At 70.5% G+C, this 16,460-nt stretch carries 16 protein-coding genes; 3 read left to right on the top strand and 13 right to left on the bottom strand.

Translation table 11 applies throughout. From position 1 onward, the window contains the following. Window positions 1-26: 26 nt before the first annotated feature. Genes JOM49_RS39610 through JOM49_RS43565 form a run of 6 tightly spaced genes read right to left on the bottom strand, consistent with a single transcriptional unit; the run spans window position 27 to window position 7,054 of the window. On the bottom strand, window positions 27-2,540 hold the full coding sequence (locus tag JOM49_RS39610) for a sensor histidine kinase (protein ID WP_209669583.1): 2,514 nt from the start codon (window positions 2,538-2,540) through the stop codon (window positions 27-29). Between the two features lie 15 nt (window positions 2,541-2,555). Then, window positions 2,556-3,131: a potassium-transporting ATPase subunit C gene (locus JOM49_RS39615; protein ID WP_209669584.1), complete on the bottom strand. Its 576-nt coding sequence runs from the start codon at window positions 3,129-3,131 to the stop codon at window positions 2,556-2,558. A gap of 5 nt (window positions 3,132-3,136) precedes the next feature. Next, window positions 3,137-5,146 carry a potassium-transporting ATPase subunit KdpB gene (gene kdpB / locus JOM49_RS39620; protein ID WP_209669586.1) on the bottom strand — a complete coding sequence of 670 codons (2,010 nt, stop codon included), beginning with the start codon at window positions 5,144-5,146 and terminating at the stop codon, window positions 3,137-3,139. Continuing rightward, complete coding sequence (gene kdpA, locus JOM49_RS39625) at window positions 5,143-6,804, bottom strand: potassium-transporting ATPase subunit KdpA (RefSeq protein WP_209669588.1); 1,662 nt, start codon at window positions 6,802-6,804, stop codon at window positions 5,143-5,145. The genes kdpB and kdpA overlap by 4 nt, the downstream gene beginning before the upstream one ends. Further along, window positions 6,804-6,899, bottom strand: a complete 96-nt coding sequence (gene kdpF, locus JOM49_RS43560) for a K(+)-transporting ATPase subunit F (RefSeq protein WP_308159028.1) — start codon at window positions 6,897-6,899, stop codon at window positions 6,804-6,806. The genes kdpA and kdpF overlap by 1 nt, the downstream gene beginning before the upstream one ends. After that, a complete protein-coding gene (locus JOM49_RS43565) occupies window positions 6,896-7,054 on the bottom strand; it encodes a hypothetical protein (RefSeq protein ID WP_245369627.1) in 159 nt (52 codons plus the stop codon). The genes kdpF and JOM49_RS43565 overlap by 4 nt, the downstream gene beginning before the upstream one ends. A gap of 187 nt (window positions 7,055-7,241) precedes the next feature. On the opposite strand from JOM49_RS43565, the gene asnB reads away from it, so the two are divergent. The 3 genes from asnB (at window position 7,242) to JOM49_RS39645 (ending at window position 11,377) form a co-directional block, all read left to right on the top strand. Further along, window positions 7,242-9,080, top strand: a complete 1,839-nt coding sequence (asnB, locus tag JOM49_RS39635; protein WP_209669592.1) for an asparagine synthase (glutamine-hydrolyzing) — start codon at window positions 7,242-7,244, stop codon at window positions 9,078-9,080. Between the two features lie 96 nt (window positions 9,081-9,176). Next, complete coding sequence (locus tag JOM49_RS39640) at window positions 9,177-10,478, top strand: ROK family protein (RefSeq protein ID WP_209669594.1); 1,302 nt, start codon at window positions 9,177-9,179, stop codon at window positions 10,476-10,478. Window positions 10,479-10,858: 380 nt separating this feature from the next. Beyond that, entirely contained in the window at window positions 10,859-11,377 is a 519-nt protein-coding gene (locus tag JOM49_RS39645; RefSeq protein WP_209669596.1) for a YflT domain-containing protein, read from the top strand. Window positions 11,378-11,454: 77 nt separating this feature from the next. Here JOM49_RS39645 and JOM49_RS39650 read toward each other — a convergent pair whose 3' ends face one another. The 7 genes from JOM49_RS39650 to JOM49_RS39680 form a co-directional block, all read right to left on the bottom strand. Next, a complete protein-coding gene (locus JOM49_RS39650) occupies window positions 11,455-12,675 on the bottom strand; it encodes a DUF1700 domain-containing protein (protein WP_209669598.1) in 1,221 nt (406 codons plus the stop codon). Next, complete coding sequence (locus JOM49_RS39655; protein WP_153036910.1) at window positions 12,672-12,995, bottom strand: PadR family transcriptional regulator; 324 nt, start codon at window positions 12,993-12,995, stop codon at window positions 12,672-12,674. The genes JOM49_RS39650 and JOM49_RS39655 overlap by 4 nt, the downstream gene beginning before the upstream one ends. An 88-nt stretch (window positions 12,996-13,083) precedes the next feature. Continuing rightward, window positions 13,084-13,950, bottom strand: coding sequence for a bifunctional DNA-formamidopyrimidine glycosylase/DNA-(apurinic or apyrimidinic site) lyase (mutM, locus tag JOM49_RS39660; RefSeq protein ID WP_209669600.1), 867 nt, complete (start codon window positions 13,948-13,950; stop codon window positions 13,084-13,086). Beyond that, entirely contained in the window at window positions 13,934-14,680 is a 747-nt protein-coding gene (gene rnc, locus JOM49_RS39665; RefSeq protein ID WP_209669602.1) for a ribonuclease III, read from the bottom strand. The genes mutM and rnc overlap by 17 nt, the downstream gene beginning before the upstream one ends. A gap of 16 nt (window positions 14,681-14,696) precedes the next feature. After that, window positions 14,697-14,879 (bottom strand): 50S ribosomal protein L32, encoded by a 183-nt coding sequence (rpmF, locus tag JOM49_RS39670; protein ID WP_209669604.1) that lies wholly within the window; start codon window positions 14,877-14,879, stop codon window positions 14,697-14,699. A 69-nt stretch (window positions 14,880-14,948) separates the two neighbouring features. Continuing rightward, entirely contained in the window at window positions 14,949-15,542 is a 594-nt protein-coding gene (locus JOM49_RS39675; RefSeq protein WP_209669606.1) for a YceD family protein, read from the bottom strand. A gap of 85 nt (window positions 15,543-15,627) precedes the next feature. Then, window positions 15,628-16,344: a flotillin family protein gene (locus JOM49_RS39680; protein WP_209669608.1), complete on the bottom strand. Its 717-nt coding sequence runs from the start codon at window positions 16,342-16,344 to the stop codon at window positions 15,628-15,630. Window positions 16,345-16,460 lie beyond the last annotated feature (116 nt).

Below are 16,460 nucleotides of genomic sequence, written 5' to 3' on the forward strand. Positions count from 1 at the left end.
GGACGACCCCCGGTCCCCCGGACCGCTCATGATTCTCCGTTCCACTTCGGCAAGGACACCACCACGGTCAGCCCGCCACCGGGGGTGTCCTCCGCCCTGATCGTGCCGCCCATCGCCTCGGTGAACCCCTTCGCCACCGACAGGCCCAGCCCGACCCCGGTCGTGGCGTTGCGGTCACCGAGCCGCTGGAACGGGGCGAACGCCGAATCGGCGGCGCCCTTCTTCAACCCTCGCCCGTGGTCGACGATGCGAAGCTCCACATAGGACGCGTGTGCGCTCGCCCGCACCGAGACCGGCGGCGAGCCGTGGCGCAGCGCGTTGTCCACCACGTTGGCCACCACCCGCTCCAGCAGTCCCGGATCGGCGAGCACCCACGGCACGTCGTCGGGCACCTCCGCCCGCACCGGCGCCGATCCATCCACTGTGGACAGAGCCAGTGCGACCACCTCGTCGTAGCCGACCGCCCGCAGGTGCGGCCGCACCGCGCCGGTGGCCAGCCGCGAGGAGTCGAGCAGGTTGTCCACCAGGCCCGCGAGCCGGTCGGCGGAGAGTTCGATCGCCTCCAGCAGTTCCCCGGTGTCCTCTTCGGACAGCTGGATGTCCGAAGCACGCAGGCTGCCGACCGCGGCCTTGATGGAGGTCAACGGCGTGCGCAGGTCGTGTCCGACCGCCGAGAGCAACGCCGTCCGCAGCTCGGTGGCCTCGGCCTTGCGCTGCGCCTCGTCCGCGGTGGCCGCCATGCGCTGCTGACGCAGGGCGAGCAGCGCCTGCCCGGCCGCCGCCTCCAGCACCCCGCGGTCGTGCGCGGCCAGCGCGCGCCCGCGCAGCACCAGGTGCACGTCGTGGGTCACCGGGATGTCGACGTCCGCGTCGTCGGGCCGGGTGCACGGGTCCGTCCCGGTGTACGCCACCCGCCGCCAGCTCCCGGACTTCTTCTCCACCAACGCCACCGAGGTGAGCCCGAAGTTCTCCCGCACCTTCTCCAGCAGCCGGTCGACCGGCTGGGCGTGCGTCAGCACCGTGCGCGCGTACGACGCCAGCAGCGAGGCCTCCGTGCGCGCCCGCGCAGCCTGGACCGCCCGCCGGGCCGCCGCGTCGACCACGGCCGCGACCAGGATCGCCACCACGATCATCGCCACCAGCGTGACCACGTTCCGCGGTTCCTGCACGGTCAGCTGGTACCGCGGTTCGGTGAAGAAGAAGTTCAGCAGGCCACCGGAGAACGCCGCCGCCAGCAACGCCGGGCCCAGGCCACCGACCAGCGCGACCACCACGGTCGCGAGCACGTAGCCGACCACGTCGGTGGAGAAGTCGACCTGGTCGCGCAACAGCAGTCCCAGCGTGGTCGCCACCCCGGGCGCCGCCAGCGAAAGCGCCCAGCCCAGCAGCCGCCGCGACGGCGTCAGCGGGCTCCCGCTCAGCCGCGCTCGCAGCCGCCCGCCCGCTTCCTCGTGGGTGACCATGTGCACGTCGATCGACCCGGACCGCTGCACCACCGTCGCGCCGATGCCCTCGTCGAACAACCGCGCCACCCGCGACCGCCGCGAAGTGCCGATCACCAGCTGAGTCGCGTTCACCCCGCGTGCGAAGTCGAGCAGCGCGTTGGGCACGTCGTCACCGACGACGGTGTGGAAGGTGGCGCCGAGTTCGTCGGTGAGCTTGCGGTACCGGCCGACCGCGGTCGGCCCCAGCCCGGCCAGCCCGTCCCCGCGCAGGATGTGCAGCACCAGCAGTTCCGCGCCGGCCCGGTTGGCGATTCGGCTGCCGCGCCGGATCAGCGTCTCGCTCTCCGGCCCGCCGGTGATCGAGACGACCACGCGTTCCCTGGCCTCCCAGGTCTCGGTGATCTTCTGCTCCGCGCGGTAGCGCTGCAACGCCACGTCGACCTGGTCGGCCACCCACAGCAGGGCCAGCTCCCGCAACGCGGTGAGGTTGCCCGGCCGGAAGTAGTTGCCCAGCGCGGCGTCGATCCGGTCGGCCGGGTAGACGTTGCCGTGCGCCAGCCGCCGCCGCAGCGCCTCGGGCGTGATGTCCACCAGCTCCAGTTGCTCCGCGCGGCGCACCACCTCGTCCGGCACGGTCTCGTACTGGGTGGCGCCGGTGATGCGCTGCACCACGTCGTTGAGGCTCTGCAGGTGCTGGACGTTGACCGTGGACAGCACGTCGATCCCGGCGTCCAGCAGTTCGTCGACGTCCTGCCACCGCTTCTCGTTGCGCGAGCCGGGCACGTTGGTGTGCGCCAGCTCGTCGACCACCGCGACCTCGGGCTTGCGTGCCAGCAGCCCGTCGATGTCCAGCTCGGTGAACTCGCGCCCGCGGTGCGCGCTGGTGCGCCGGGGCACCACCTCGAGCCCGTCGAGCAGCTCGGCCGTCTTCTTGCGGCCGTGCGTCTCGACGAGCCCGATCACCACGTCCGTGCCCCGCTCCAGCCGCCGTCGCGCCTCGCCGAGCATGGCGAAGGTCTTGCCGACGCCCGGCGCCGCGCCGAGGTAGATGCGCAGTTCACCGCGGCGCGGTGGGGTTTCGGTTTCCGGCTCCACTCGACCAGTCTCCGCTCACCGGCCCGCGGCGTGGCGCACCGCGAGGTTGAGCTGCAGCACATTCACCCCCGGGAGGACCCCGGTGGTGTGCTCGCGGACCAGCTCGGCCACCCGATCGGGTGGCACGCCGGTGTTCCTGGCCACGCGGGGCACCTGCAGTTCGGCGTAGGCCACGCTGATCGACGGGTCCACGCCGGAGGCCGAGGCGGTCACCGCGTCCGCGGGCACCACCGCGGGCGCGACGCCCTCCCGCGCGGCGATCGCCGTCTGGCGGTCGCCGACCTCGGCGACCAGGTCCTCGTTGAACCCGGACTTGTTGGACCCGCCCGAGGTCGACGGATCGCCGGTGGCCGACGGCCGGGTGTGGAACCACGGGTCGGCAGCCGGATCCGCGGCCACCGGGTCGACGCCGATCAGCTCCGACCCAACCGCCTGGCCGTCCCGCGTGACGATCGAGCCCTCGGCGTTGGCCTGGAGCCCGGGGAGGCGGGACACCGCCCACACCCCGAGCGGGTACGCCACGCCGAGCAGCACGGTCATCACCAGCAGCACCCGCAGTCCCGCGGCCGCCTGGTTGAACAGGTTCTTCACGTTCCTCACCCGATCCCGGGAATCAGTCGGACAAGCTGGTCGATCAGCCAGATCCCGGCGAACGGCGTGAGCACGCCACCGACGCCGTAGACGAGCAGGTTCCGCCGCAGCAACGCGGCCGCGCCGGACGGGCGGTACCGCACCCCGCGCAGGGCCAGCGGGATCAGCGCCACGATGACCAGCGCGTTGAAGATCACCGCGGACAGGATCGCCGAGGCCGGCGTGGCCAGCCCCATCACGTTCAGCCCGCCGAGCTGCGGGTAGATCGCCAGGAACATGGCCGGGAGGATGGCGAAGTACTTGGCCAGGTCGTTCGCCACGCTGAAGGTGGTCAGCGCGCCGCGGGTGATCAGCAGCTGCTTGCCGATGCCGACGATCTCGATCAGCTTGGTCGGGTCCGAATCGAGGTCGACCATGTTGCCCGCCTCCTTCGCGGCCGACGTGCCGGTGTTCATCGCCACCCCGACGTCGGAGGCGGCCAGCGCGGGCGCGTCGTTCGTGCCGTCGCCGGTCATCGCGACCAGCCGCCCGCCCTCCTGCTCGCGGTGGATCAACGCCATCTTGTCCTCCGGCCTGGCCTCGGCCAGGTAGTCGTCGACCCCGGCGTCCTCGGCGATGGCCTTGGCGGTGAGCGGGTTGTCGCCGGTGATCATCACCGTCCGGATGCCCATCGAGCGCAGTTCGGCGAACCGCTCGCGCATGCCCGGCTTGACCACGTCGGACAGCCGGATCACCCCGCGCACCACGGCTTTGCCGCCGGTCACGCACTCGGCCACCACCAGCGGGGTACCGCCCTGCTGGCTGACCTCGTCGACGATGTGCTCGGTTTTGTCCGGCATCTCGCCACCGCGCTCACGCACCCACGCCCGCACCGCGCCCGCCGCGCCCTTGCGGATCTCGCGGTCGCGGAGGTTCAGCCCGCTCATCCGGGTCTGCGCGGTGAACGGCACGAACTCGGCGAGCCGTTCCTCCTCGGTGGGCTCGGCGTCCCCGGTCAGCTCCACGATGCTGCGGCCTTCGGGCGTGCCGTCGGCGAGGCTGGACAACCTGGCCACCGCCGCCAGTTCCTCCACAGTGGACTCACCAACCGGGAGCAGCTCGGTCGCCCTGCGGTTGCCGAAGGTGATCGTGCCGGTCTTGTCCAGCAGCAGGGTGGACACGTCACCCGCCGCCTCGACCGCACGGCCGGAGGTGGCCAGCACGTTGCGCTGCACCAGCCGGTCCATCCCGGCGATGCCGATCGCCGAGAGCAGCGCGCCGATGGTGGTCGGGATCAGGCAGACCAGCAGCGCGGTCAGCACCACCACCGACTGCTCGCTGCCCGAGTACGCCGCCATCGGCTGCAGCGCGACCACCGCGAGCAGGAAGATGATAGTCAGCGTGGACAGCAGGATGGTCAGCGCGATCTCGTTCGGCGTCTTCTGCCGCGAAGCCCCTTCCACCAAAGCGATCATGCGGTCCACAAAGGACTCGCCGGGCTTCGTGGTGATCTTGACGACGATCCGGTCGGACAGCACGGTGGTGCCGCCGGTGACCGCCGAGCGGTCGCCGCCGGACTCTCGGATCACCGGGGCCGACTCGCCGGTGATGGCCGATTCGTCCACGGTCGCGATGCCTTCGACCACGTCACCGTCGCCGGGGATCACCCCGCCCGCTTCGACCACCACCAGGTCACCGACGCGCAGGTCGGCACCGGGTACCTCCTGCTCGGCGCCGTCCGCGGTCAGCCGCCGCGCCACGGTCTCCTTCTTGGTGCGCCGCAACGACTCCGCCTGCGCCTTGCCGCGCCCCTCGGCCACCGCTTCGGCGAGGTTCGCGAACACCACGGTGAACCACAGCCAGACCGCGATCAGCACGGTGAACACGCTCGGCTCGGCCACGGCGAACACCGTGACCAGCACCGAGCCCACCCAGACCACGAACATGACCGGGTTGCGCAGCTGGTGGCGCGGGTCGAGCTTCCGCAGCGCGACGGGCAGCGAGGTGAGCAGCTGCCGTGGGCCGAACGCGCTCATGCGAGTGCCTCCGCGATGGGTCCGAGTGCGAGTGCCGGGACGAAGGTGAGCGCCGCGACCAGCACGACGGTGCCGGCGAGCAGGGAACCGAACAGCAGTCCGGTGGTGGGCAGCGTGCCCGCGGTCACCGGCACCTTCGGCTGCGCGGCGAGCGAACCCGCCAGGCACAGCACCGCGAGGATCGGCACGAACCGCCCGAGCAGCATGGCCACGCCGAGCGATGACTGGAACCAGTCGCCGGTCACGGTCAGCCCGCCGAACGCGCTGCCGTTGTTGTTGCCCGTGGAGGCGTAGGCGTAGAGGACCTCCGAGAGGCCGTGCGGCCCGCTGTTGGTCATCGCGTCCGTGGTACCCGGCACCACCAGCGCGGCGCCGGTGCCGAGCAGCACCACCGCCGGCATGGCCAGCATCGCCACGGCCGCGCAGGTGACCTCGCGGCGCCCGAGCTTCTTGCCGAGGAACTCCGGCGTGCGGCCCACCATCAGCCCGGCGAGGAACATCGCGATGATCGCCATCACCAGGATCCCGTAGAGCCCGGTGCCCACCCCGCCCGGCGACACCTCGCCGAAGAGCATGTGCACCAGCGGGACCCCGCCGCCCAGGCCGGTGAAGCTGTCGTGCATCGCGTTGACCGCGCCGGTGGAGGTGCCGGTGGTGCTGGTGGCGAACAGCGAGGACAGGCTCAACCCGAACCGTTGCTCCTTGCCCTCCATGGCGGACCCGGCCAGCAGCGCCGCCGGGCCGTTCGGGTGGGTCTCGCCGAGCCAGGACACGGCCAGCATCGCCGCCCACAGCGCGCCCATCACCGAGAGCAGCACGTACCCCTGCTTGTGGCTGCCGACCAGCTTGCCGAAGGCCCGCGGCATGGCCACCGGGATGACCAGCAGCAGGAAGACCTCGACCAGGTTCGACCACGAGTTCGGGTTCTCGAACGGGTGCGCGGAGTTGGCGTTGAAGATCCCACCGCCGTTGGTGCCCAGTTCCTTGATCGCCTCCTGGCTGGCGGCCGGCGCCAGCGCGAGGGTGGACGACGAGCCGTCCGGGCTGGTCACCGCGATCCCCGCCGACAGGCTCTGCACCACGCCGAGCGCGATCAGCACGATCGCGAAGACGAAGGCGAGCGGCAGCAGGATCCGCACGGTGCCGCGGGTCAGGTCCACCCAGAAGTTGCCGAGCCGGTCGGTCTTCGCCCGGGTGAACCCGCGGACCAGCGCGACCGCCACCGCCAGCCCGACCGCGCCGGACAGGAAGTTCTGCACGGTCAGCCCGAACATCTGGACGCCGTGTCCCATCACGGCCTCGGGCACGTAGGACTGCCAGTTCGTGTTGGTGACGAAGCTGACCGCGGTGTTGAAGGCGGTGCCGGGGTCGACCGAGCCGCGGCCCAGGTCCCACGGCAACAACGGCTGCAACCGCTGGAGCAGGTACAGGAAAACCACCGAAACCAGGGAGAACGCCAGCACGCTGAGCGCGTAGGTGCTCCAGCGCTGCGACGATTCCGGATTCACCCGGAAGAGGCGGTAGAGCACGAGTTCGCCTTTGAGGTGCCTTTCGCTGGAATACACCCCGGCGATGTGGTCGCCCAGCGGTTTGTACGCCACCGCCAGCGCGAGGAGGAGCAGGCCGGTCTGCAGCAGACCGGCCGTGGTGTCGGACATCAGAACTTCTCCGGCTTGATCAGGGCGGCGAACAGGTAGCCGAGCAGCCCGAGCGCCAGCACCCCGCCGACGACGTTGGCGACCGTGCCGCTCACAGCTTTTCCAGCCCGCGCAGGGTGAGCGCCAGCACCACGAAGACGCCGATCAGCAGCACGGCGTAGAGCAAGTCGGCCAATTCGCACCTCTCGATCGATCCACCACCCGTTTCGGTGACGGCTTCGACCTTGCGCCGGTGACGGACCGTGGCCACGGCCGGCTAACGGGTCCTTGATGCCGTTTCCCTGGCCATTTACGGCTTTTTGACGCGCGGTGAGACCGGCCACAACCGCGGTGACGCTTCGGGCGCAGCAGGCATACCGGGCAGACATTTCCGCCGTCGGGCGTTACAACGGTGTTACGGATATTTCGCATAGCTAAGTAACCGAGGAGGCGGGCTCATGTGCGGTATCACCGGCTGGATCTCCTACGAATCGGATCTGCGGACGAGAAACGACGTGGTGGACGCGATGACCGCGACCATGTCGTGCCGCGGTCCGGACGACTCCGGCACCTGGCTGGGCGAGCACGCGGCGCTCGGGCACCGGCGGCTGGCCATCATCGACCTGCCCGGCGGGCGCCAGCCGATGACCGAGCGCACCCCGTCCGGCGAGGTGGTGCTGGTCTACAGCGGTGAGGCGTACAACTTCGCCGAACTGCGCGAGGAACTGGCGGCCAAGGGACACCGGTTCACCACCAGCAGCGACACCGAGGTCGTGCTGCACGCCTACCTGGAATGGGGCGAAGGCGTGCCCGAGCACCTGAACGGTATGTACGCGTTCGCCGTCTGGGACGAGCGCACGCGCAAACTGCTGCTGGTGCGCGACCGGATGGGCATCAAGCCGCTGTACTACTACCCCACCCGCGACGGCGTGCTCTTCGGCTCCGAGCCGAAGGCGATCCTGGCCAATCCGCTGGCCAAGCGGGAGGTCGACCTCGACGGCCTGCGCGGGCTGATGGCGTTCACCAAGACGCCAGGGTGGTCGCTGTGGAAGGACATGCACGAGGTCGAGCCGGGCAGCACGGTCACCGTCGACGACCGCGGCATCCGCGGCCGCACGTACTGGAAGCTCAACGCCACCGAGCACACGGATTCGCGGGAAGAAACCGTGGCGAAGGTCCGCGAGCTGATGACCGACATCGTGCACCGGCAACTCGTGGCCGACGTGCCGCGGTGCGTACTGCTTTCCGGCGGGCTCGATTCCAGCGCGGTCACCGGCTTGGCGGCGCCCTATGTGCGGAACGAAGGCGAACAACTGCGGACGTTCTCCGTCGACTTCACCGGGCAGGAGGAGAACTTCCAGCCCGACCGGATCCGCACCACCCCCGATTCGCCGTACATCCGCGACGTGGCGGACCTGGTCGGCTCGGCGCACCAGAACGTGGTTCTCGATTCGTCCACGCTGAGCGACCCGGAAGTGCGTCGGGCCGTCGTGCGGGCGCGCGACATGCCGGGCGGCATGGGTGACATGGACACCTCGCTGTACCTGCTGTTCAAAGCGATCCGCGAGCAGTCGACCGTGGCGCTGTCCGGGGAATCGGCGGACGAGGTGTTCGGCGGTTACCTGTGGTTCCACGACCCGGCCGCGCGTGACGCGGACACCTTCCCGTGGCTGGCCTACAGCGAGCTGACCGGCAGCCGGACGGCGATGCTGCGCCAGGAGGTCACCGACGGGCTGCAGCTGGAGAACTACATCGACGACCAGTACCGCACCGCGCTCGCCCAGGTCGACCACCTGGACGGCGAAAGCGAGCTGGAGCGCAAGATGCGCACGATCTGCCACCTGCACCTGACCCGGTTCGTGCGCTCGCTGCTCGACCGGAAGGATCGCGCCTCGATGGCGGTCGGCCTGGAGGTGCGCGTACCGTTCTGCGATCACCGGCTGGTCGAATACGTCTACAACACACCGTGGTCGTTGAAGACCTTCGACGGCCGGGAAAAGAGCCTGCTGCGGCACGCGACCAAGCACGTGCTGCCGGAGTCGGTGGCTTCGCGGGTGAAGAGCCCGTACCCGTCGACGCAGGACCCGCACTACGCCGAAGCCTTGCAGAAGCAGGCGCGGGAACTGGTGGCCGACCGCGACGCCGGGGTGTTCCAGCTGGCGGACCGGGAATGGGTGACCAAGGCGGCGGAGTCGGACTCGGCAGCGGTGACCCCCGAGGTACGGCACGGCCTGGACCGGGTGCTGGAACTGCAGACCTGGTTCGAGGAATATCGCCCAACTCTTACGCTCGGCTAACCTTTCGCCGTTGCCTACCGGGCGAAATGTCTTTCCCATACAGAAGTGTGACGCCCATGCGTATATGATGAAAGGAGTCACGCAGAAGGGGATCCCATGGGAGAGCCGCCCGGAGGCGAAACGCCGAACTCCGAGCTGGTCGCGAGTTACGGCAAGCTACTGCGGCTGGTCCGCAGTGGGCAGGCGCAGACCCGGCCGGCCCTGTCCGAATGGACGGGGCTCGGCCGGACCGCGGTCACCCAGCGCATCACCACCCTGCTGAACGCCGGGCTGCTGGAGGAGGGGGACCTCAACCCCTCCACCGGCGGCCGCCAGGCGCGGACGCTGCGGTTCCGCAAGGACGCCGGGCGCATCCTGACCGCGGAGCTGGGGGCCACCAGTTTCACCGCGGGCATCACCGACCTCGCCGGTACCGTGCTCGCCGTCGCGCACTGCGACTGCGACATCGCGGCCGGGCCGGAGATCGTGCTCGAAGAGGTGGAATCCCAGCTCGACAAGCTGTGGGCCGAGCACGGTGAGGAGTCGCTCGGCATCTGGGGCGTCGGCCTCGGCCTGCCGGGGCCGGTCGAGTTCGCCACCGGGCGGCCGTCGGAGCCGCCGATCATGCCCGGGTGGAACAACTACCCGGTGCGCGACCGGCTCGGCGCCAAGTACCGCGCGCCGGTGTGGGTCGACAACGAGGTGAACCTGCTGTGCCTCGGCGAACTGCGGGACCCGGCCGCGCGCGGGCACGAGCACGGTGGCGACCTGCTCTACGTCAAGATCGGCACGGGCATCGGCGCGGGCATCAGCAACGGTGGTTCGCTGCACCGCGGGGCGCAGGGCTGCGCGGGCGACATCGGCCACGCCGCGGTCGCCGACGAGGGCCCGGCGGGCGAGGTCGTCTGCCGCTGCGGGAAAACCGGGTGCCTGGAAGCCCTCGCGGGCGGTTCGGCACTGGCGCGGGACGGCGAGGAGCTGGCACGCACGGGGCAGAGCGAAACGCTGGCGCGGGTACTGGCCGAAACGGGCCGGATCACCGCCGCCGACGTCACCGCCGCCGCGCGCTCGGGTGACCACCAGGCCGTCCGACTGCTCGTCGCGGCGGGCAAGCGGATCGGCTCGATGCTGGCGACCATGGTGAACTTCTACAACCCGTCGACCATCCTGCTCGGCGGCAAGATCGCCGGCGCCGGGGACCTCTTCCTCGCCACCATCCGGGAAACCATCTACCGCCGCTCGCTCCCACTGTCCACAAGGGAGCTTCGCATCGACAAGGCGCGCCTCGGCGAGGAAGGCGGCCTCATCGGGGCCGCGCACATGGTCCTGGACGAGCTCTTCGACCCGGACTTCTTCGCCCGCTGGCTCCCGGACGGCTCCCCCGCCGGCCGCCCCGAACTCCTCGCCACCGCCGTCTGACCCCGTCCCGAGTGTGAGGTTCGCCCGCCCGAACGCTGAACTCGCCTACCCGAGTGCGAGGTTCGGCTACCTGAACGTGTACTTCGGCTACCTGAGTGTGGGGTTCGGCTACCTGAACGTAGAACTCGCCATGCCCCGAACCCCACACTCGCGCACCCGAACCCCACACCCAGGAAGCCGAACCCCACGTTCGCGCAGCCGAACCCCACACTCAGGCACCTGAACCCCACACTCAGGCAGCCGAGTTCTACGTTCGGGCAGCCGAACTGCGCACTCGGGTGGGCGACGGGGGTCACAGTCTGAGAAGTGGCTGTGAACTGGTGGTTTTCGGGCATGTCCTGACGGGTAGGCGCGTTGTGCGGAGCAGAGAGGTGAGAACAATGACCACAGCTTTCTCGCAGACCACGTTCACCCGTACCGCGGGCACGCCGCAACTGCCGACCATGCCCAGCGGCTGGCCGATCGGCTCCTACGACTCCTACGCCGAAGCCCAGCGCGCTGTCGACCACCTGGCCGACAGCAAGTTCCCGGTCCAGGACGTGACCATCGTCGGGGTGGAGCCGATGCTGGTCGAGCGCGTCGCCGGGCGGTTGAGCTGGGGGAAGGTGCTGACCAGCGGGGCGCTGTCGGGCGCCTGGTTCGGTCTGTTCGTCGGGCTGCTGCTGAGCATGTTCACCGCCGGGGCGGGGTTCGCGCCGATCCTGATCGGCCTGCTCTCCGGTGTCGGCTTCGGCATGGTGTTCTCGGCGATCAGCTACGGCGCCACCCGCGGCAAGCGCGACTTCGTCTCCAGCAGCCAGCTGGTGGCCCGCCGCTACGACGTGCTTTCCCAGCCGCGCAACGCGGAGAAGGGCCGCGAGCTGCTCAGCAAGCTCGCGTTCAGCCACCAGTCGCTCTGAATCAGACCGTCCTCATAGGACATAGGTGAAGCGAGGAGCGGGCCCCGACCCCCGCTCCTCGCTTCGCGCGCGCACCCTCAGCCCGTGGGCGTCGGTGCGGTGCTCGGTGCCACCGGAGGTGACGGCGGTGCCGGGGCCGGCGCCGGAGCGGACGGCAGACCGGGAGCGGGCACCTGCTTCGGGATCGCCGCGCTGAACGGCACGCCCACCACCTCCCGGCACCCCGGCCGGTAGGCGTTGTACCCGTTGTAGTTGCCCTGGTCGTCGTAGCCGTACTGGTCGATGTCCGGCCGCGGGTACTGGTTGTCCGCCCCCCTGCGCTGACGTGCGCCGGACTCCGGTTCGCAGCCGTACCTCGGCAGCGTGAGCGGTTTGCCTGCCTGGTCGAACAGGTACACGTCGGTCAGCGGCTTGCCCTGGGCGTCGAACGCGTAGATGTTGTCCACCTGCTCGTTGCCGTAGCTCAGCACCGGCAGCCCTTCCGCCATGTTCGACGACGGGTACGCCCCCTCGTAGTACCGCCCGTACCGCCCGTTCGCCACCTTGAAGATGCCCTCGGTGACCAGGCCCAGCACCACCCCCACCACCAGCGCCGACACCGGCAGGCTGAGCCACAGCCACTTCCGGTCGGTCACCGACCTGGGCCCGAACCAGACGATGATCCCGGCGACCACGGCCAGCGCCAGCAGCGCCAGGATCCCCTCGCGGCCGTCGAACACGAACAGCAGCAGGCCGAACAGGACCAGCACCGCCGCGCACAGCAGCCACCACGCCGGGCGCAACGACCTCAGGTACTCCAGTGCCTTCGAGTCGCGCCCCAACGCGGACCGCACCGGCTTCAGTTCGGGCAGCCTGCCGAGCACACCGTCCCCGTGGCGCGCCAGGTACCAGCCGCCCGTGACCAGCACCGCCGCCGCCGGGATCAGCAGGGTCAGGGGTGCGGAGGCCAGGCTCGCGGCCACCAGCGCCCCGAACGGCACCAGGACGAGGACCATCGCGGCCAGGCTCCACACCGCCAGCCGCGCGCCGAGGTGGGTGTTCTCCCGGCCGCCCTCGCCCTGGTCCGGCGCCGGGTAGTCCCCCGCCGCCCGCAGTTCGGCGGCGTAGCTCTCCGGCGAGCCGAGTTGCTCGGTCATCGCCGCGACCGTGGCGCCCTCCCCCAGTTCGGCACCGATCTCGAGCAGGTGCGGGCGGACGTCCTCCAGTATCTCGTCGACCTCGGCCTGCGGCAGGTCCGCGAGCGCGGTCCGGACCCTGGCCAGGTAGTCCCGCACGACGGCGGGAGTCTGGGTGCTCATGCTGCCTCTCCCAACAGGCTGTCCATCGTCTTGGCGAAGGTGGTCCAGGTCTTCCCGGACTCCGCCAGCCGCTGGCGTCCCGACTCGTTCAAGCTGTAGTACTTGCGGTGGGGTCCTTCTTCACTCGGTACGACGTACGACGTCAGCAACCCCGCCTTGTACAGCCGCCGCAGCGTGCCGTACACCGACGCGTCGCCGACCTCCTCCAGCCCGGCCTGTCTCAACCGGCGGAGGACGTCGTAGCCGTAACCGTCGTGCCCGCGGAGCACCGCGAGCACCGCGAGATCGAGCACCCCTTTGAGTAACTGACTGATCTCCACCGGTTCCCTCCAGTCCTGCGCCGCGAACACTAGCACGCATTGCGCAGTAGTGTGCACAAGAGGGCGCCATTCGGCGGTAGGTTTTTGCTCAGGCCCTGGTCAACCGCGGTTTGGGCTGGCAACGCGGGCAGGAGAACGACGACCGGTTCATGAACGGGTCGCGCCGGATCGGCGTGCCGCAGCGGCGGCAGGCCCGGCCTTCCTGCCCGTAGGCGTCCAGCGACCGGTCGAAGTAGCCGGACTGGCCGTTGACGTTGACGTACAACGCGTCGAACGAGGTGCCACCGGCCAGCAGCGCCTCGTTCATCACGTCGGTGGCGGCCTGGAGCAGGGCCGCGCCCTGCTTGGTGGTGAGCTTGTCGGCCGGTCGCGCCCAGTGCAGGCGCGCCCGCCACAGCGCCTCGTCGGCGTAGATGTTGCCGACCCCGGAGACCAGGGTCTGGTCCAGCAGCGCGCGTTTGACCTCGGTGCGGCGGGACCGCAGCGCCTTCACCCCGAGGACCGGGTCGAACGCCGGGTCCATCGGGTCACGGGCGATGTGCGCGATCGTGCTCGGCAGCAGCGTGCCGTCGGCGTCCACGAGTTCGGCGAGCGCCAGCCCGCCGAACGTGCGCTGGTCGACGAACCGCAGTTCGGGTCCGTCGTCGTCGAAGCGCACCCGGACGCGCAGGTGCTTCTCGTCCGGCGCGCCGTCGGGCTGCACCAGCATCTGCCCGCTCATGCCCAGGTGGGCGAGCACGGCGTCCTGGCCCGACAGCTCGAGCCACAGGTACTTGCCGCGGCGGCGGGCGGCGACCACCCGCTCCCCCGCGAGCCTGCCGGAGAAGTCCGCCGCGCCGGCCACGTGCCGCCGGATCGCGCGCGGGTGCAGGACGGTGACCTCGGCGATGGTGCGTCCGGAGACGTGCTTCTCGAGCCCGGCCCGGACGACCTCGACCTCAGGGAGTTCCGGCATCGCCCTGCTGGTTGAGTTCTTCGTTGAGGGTGCGCCAAGCCGCCTCGGCGGCCTTCTGCTCGGCTTCCTTCTTCGTGCTGCCGACCCCGTGCCCCAGGGTGCGCCCGGCGATGATCACCTTGGCGCTGAACTCCTTGCGGTGGTCCGGACCGGTGTCCTCGACCTGGTACTCGGGCACGCCGAGCCCGGCCGACGCGGTCTGCTCCTGCAGGCTGGTCTTCCAGTCCAGGCCGGCCCCGCGCAGCGGGACCTCGGCCAGCAGGCTGTCGAAGAGGTGGTGCACCAGCTTGCGCGCGGTTTCGATGCCGTGCGCCAGGTAGGTGGCTCCGATGACGGCTTCGAGGCCGTCGGCGAGGATGCTCGCCTTGTCCCGTCCGCCGGTCAGCTCCTCGCCCTTGCCGAGCAGCAGGTGCGCACCGAGCCCGCCTTCACCGAGCCCGCGGGCGACCCCGGCCAGCGCGTGCATGTTGACCACGCTCGCGCGCAGCTTCGCCAGCTGGCCTTCGGGCAGGTCCGGGTGCTCGTTGTACAGGTGGTCGGTGACGACCAGGCCGAGCACCGCGTCCCCGAGGAACTCCAGCCGCTCGTTCGGCAGCAAGCCGCCGTTCTCGTACGCGTAGGAGCGGTGGGTCAGTGAAAGCCGAAGCAGCTCGGCGTCCAGGGTGACGCCGAGCGCCTCGAGCAAGGGCGTCGGATCGCTGGCCTGACCGGTGGGCGACTTTCCCCCCATGTCTGGGCTACCTCGATCAGGCTGGCTCGACGACCTGACGACCGCCGTACTGGCCGCAGGTCGGGCAGGCGATGTGCTGCGGCTTCGGGGCCTTGCAGGCACGGTTCTGGCAGGGCACCAGCTGCACCGGGGCGGCCTTCCACTGGGCGCGGCGCGAGCGGGTGTTGGAACGCGACATCTTCCGCTTGGGGACGGCCACGACTGGATCTCCTCAATCACGATCTGCCCGCGTGCGCGGGCATGCTTGCGGTCTACGAGCTGGCGCTCGTCAGGCTTGCTTGTCCGGGCCGGACGCCGGGTCGTCGTCGAAACGCTCGACCAGCGCGGCCCACCGAGGGTCTATGGTCTCATGCCCGTGTCCGGGCTCGAGATCGGCCCACTTCACCCCGCACCCGCTGCACAGACCAGCGCAGTCCTCGGTGCACAGCGGGGCCAGCGGCAGCGCGAGCACCACCGCGTCCCGCACCGCGGGCTCGAGGTCGATCCGGTCGTCGACCAGGCGCATGATCTCGTCCTCGTCGGTGGTTTCCTCGGTGGTCGAGTGCGGGTAGGCGTACAGCTCGGTCAGGTCGACCTCGACCTCGTCGGAGATCGGGTCGAGGCAGCGCGAGCAGTGCCCGGTGACCGGGGCCGTCGCGGTGCCGGTGACCAGCACGCCTTCGACCACCGATTCGAGCAGCAGGTCCAGCGCCACCTTCGCGCCTTCGGGCACCACGATCACGTCGGGCACGCCGAGCGGTTTGGTGACTTCGACGTCCCGCTGCACGGGGCGGCTGAGCCCGGCGCGGCGGCCGAGTTCGCGGGTGTCGAGCACCCAGGGACTGCGCGCGTCGACGTGCGGCGCGCTCTTGTCTTCAGACATCGCTCTCTCTGCTACGAGGTTTTGGGGCAGCACTCGGAACCGGAGTGCGCAACCTCACCACTGTACGCGACGCCGGGCGCCGGCATCACGCCTGGTAGTCGTAGACGGTGTTGCGCCCGAGGCTGGTCGGGGCCCGCAGGTGGTTGCGGCCGGAGTCGACCGTGCGCAGCGTGGTGGCGAGCAGTTCGGAGAACTCGGCGAGCTTGCCGTCGACGTAGGCATCGCAGTCGGCGCGCTGGCGGTCGGCCTCGCCGTGCGCCTCGTCGACGATGCGGGCGGCCTCGGCGTGCGCTGCCTGGACCACCTCGGTCTGGGCGACCAGGCGCGCCTGCTCGGCGCGGCCCTCGTCGATGGCCCGGTCGTAGGCGTCGCGCCCGGCCTGGATCATCCGCTCGGACTCGGCGCGGGAGCGCTCGGTCAGGTTCTGGTACTCGGCCTGGCCCGCGGCGACCGTGCGGTCGGCCTCGTTGTGCGCGTCGGCGAGCATCTGCTCGGCGCGGGCGCGGGCCTCGGCGACCAGCCGGTCCGCCTCGGCGGCGGCGTCGGAGATGGTGCGCTCGGCCTCGGCGTTCGCGCCGGTGACCGTGGTCTCCGCCTCGTGGCGGGCCTTGGTGATCAGCTCGTCCCGCTTGTCCAGCACGTCCTGGGCGTCGTCGACCTCGCCGGGCAGCGCGTCACGGACGTCGTCGAGCAGTTCGAGGACATCACCACGCGGGACCACGCAGCTGGCCGTCATCGGCACACCGCGGGCCTCTTCCACGATGGTGACCAGTTCGTCTAGGGCCTCGAACACCCGGTACACGGCAACTCCCCTCACGGCAGAACTTCCCACTTCGCCAGCTCCCAGTCTGCCCGCCGGCCGGGTGGATCCGCGTGAAGGAGGGTCACCCGGCGTGTCCGCCACGACCGGGTGACCCC

The sequence above is a fragment of the Amycolatopsis magusensis genome, from assembly GCF_017875555.1.
Classification (GTDB): domain Bacteria; phylum Actinomycetota; class Actinomycetes; order Mycobacteriales; family Pseudonocardiaceae; genus Amycolatopsis; species Amycolatopsis magusensis.